We start from the raw sequence: 2072 nt of genomic DNA on the forward strand, positions 1-2072 counted from the left end.
GCGCTGCCGCCGTTGCCGGCCACCAGCAGCCGTCCGCCTCGGGCCAGGGTCCAGGCGAGTTCGGTGCCCCAGGTGGAGAGGCGTTCGGCGGCCTGCCGGTAGGGCAGCAGCGCGGCGGCCAGGTTCGCCAGGTGACAGTCGACGAGCGTCGGCCCGGTCATCCGGCCACCACCCGGATGGGCCGGCGGACCGCGGCCACCTCCTCGTAGACCGCGGTCAGGCGCTCCGCCGTCGCCGCCCACGAGTACGTCCGGCGGGCCCGTTCCCGCGCCGCGGTCGCGTACGCGAACCGCCGGATCCGGTCGTCGAGGAGGCGCTGGATCGCCTCACCCAGGGCGCGCGGATCCCGGGCCGGCACGAGGTCACCGGTGACGCCCTCGACCACGGTGTCCTTGATGCCGCCCACGGCAGTGCCGACGACGGGCACCCCGCAGGCCATCGCCTCCAGCGGGGTCAGGCCGAACGGCTCGTACCAGGGGGCGGCGACCAGCAGGTCCGCCGACCGGTACCAGCGGCCCATCTCCTCGCGGGGCACGGCACCGACCAGCTTCACCCGGTCGGCCACACCACAGGTGCCCGCGAGGGCCCGCAGCCGCCGGGCGTACGGGTCGCTCTCCAGCAGGCCGGCCGGTGGTCCGCCGACCACCACGCACTCGGCGTCCGGCACGTGCGCCATCGCCCGGATGACGGTCTGGAAGCCCTTGCGTTCCACCAGCCGGCCGACGGTGAGGATGCGCGGCCGGTCGTCGTCCCGGTCGGCGGCGGGGCCGAGCGGCGCGAAGGTGCCGAGGTTCACCCCGGAGGGGATGACCGTCATCCGGGACCGGGGCACCCCCATCCGGACCAGCTCGCCCACCTCGTCCTGGCACTGGGCGATCACCCGGTCCACCGAGCGACCCAGCTCCCGCTCGTACCCAATCCGCCGCGCCGGACTGGTGTCCTGCACGCCCTGGTGGCGGCGCTTGACCACCCCGAGGGCGTGGTACGTCTGCACGACCGGCACACCGGTCTGCCGGCTGGCGGCCAGCGCGGCCAGGCCGCTCATCCAGAAGTGCGCGTGGATGACCTCGGGCGTCCAGTCGTCGCTTCGCCACCGGTCGACCACCCAGCGGCTGAACTCCTTCATGTGCGGCAGGAGCGCGTCCTTGGCCAGCGGCTCGGCCGGCCCCGCCGGCACGTGCACCACCTCGTAGCCGTCCGCGCTCCGGACGGACACCGGCAGGTCGACGGCGTCGCGTCGGGTGTAGACCCGTACGTCGTGCCCGGCGGCGACCAGGGCGGCGGAGAGTTCGGCGACGTGCGTGTTCTGTCCACCGGCGTCCTCGCCGCCGAGGATGGCGAGCGGGCTGGCGTGCTCCGAGATCATCGCGATGCGCATGTTTCCTCCTCCAGCAGCCGGTCCCAGTCGGCGAGGAATCGGTCGAGCCCGTACCGGTCGAGGGCGACGGCACGGGCCGTCGCGCCGGTGCGGCGCGCCTCCGCCGGGTCCTCCATGAACCGGCGGGCCGCGTCCAGCAGGGTGTCGATCCGGGTGGCGAGGGCTCCGGCGCCGGGCGGCACCGCCATCACCGCCTCGGTGGTGGCCAGCGCGACGACCGGCATGCCGATCGTCATCGCCTCGATGAGGCTGAGACCCAGGGAGGTCCACCGGCACAGGTGCAGGTACGCCCGCCGCCGCCCCAGCTCGGCGTGCATGCGCGCCTGCGGCACGTCGTCGTGGCTGGTGATCCGGTCGGCGGGCAGGCCGAGGTGGTCGGCCAGGCCGGCGACCTTCATGCCGAAGACGTCCAGCGGGGCGATCTCCGCGAAGCGGGGCAGCAGGTCGGTGCCGGTGACCCGCCAGCGGCGTACCGGCTCGTTGATGACCACGGCGAGCCGGTCCAGTTCCCCGGTGTAGTGCGCCGACGGGGCGACGACCCCGTGGTCCACGACAGTCGTGCGGGTGGTGCCGGTGTCCCAGAAAAGCTGGTTGAACGCGGTGACGTGGGCGATGAGGAGGTCGTCGCGGTCGGCGAGGGGGTGGCGGCTGTTGGGGACGTTGCCGTCTTTGGGGGTGTTGTGTTCGACGTAGA

2 protein-coding genes and 1 pseudogene are annotated in these 2072 nt (G+C 73.9%); all 3 read right to left on the reverse strand.

What is annotated here, in order from left to right; translation table 11 throughout:
* Nucleotides 1-161, reverse strand: a pseudogene (locus AB0I76_RS28520) (phosphoheptose isomerase); the annotation flags it as partial.
* Entirely contained in the window at nt 158-1378 is a 1221-nt protein-coding gene (locus tag AB0I76_RS28525) for a glycosyltransferase (RefSeq protein ID WP_357041816.1), read from the reverse strand. The gene AB0I76_RS28525 and the pseudogene AB0I76_RS28520, both read right to left, overlap by 4 nt.
* The coding region (locus tag AB0I76_RS28530) for a glycosyltransferase (RefSeq protein WP_357041819.1) at nt 1363-2072 on the reverse strand (710 nt) is incomplete at its 5' end. The genes AB0I76_RS28525 and AB0I76_RS28530, both read right to left, overlap by 16 nt.

The organism is Micromonospora sp. NPDC049799 (assembly GCF_040656655.1).
Lineage (GTDB): Bacteria > Actinomycetota > Actinomycetes > Mycobacteriales > Micromonosporaceae > Micromonospora.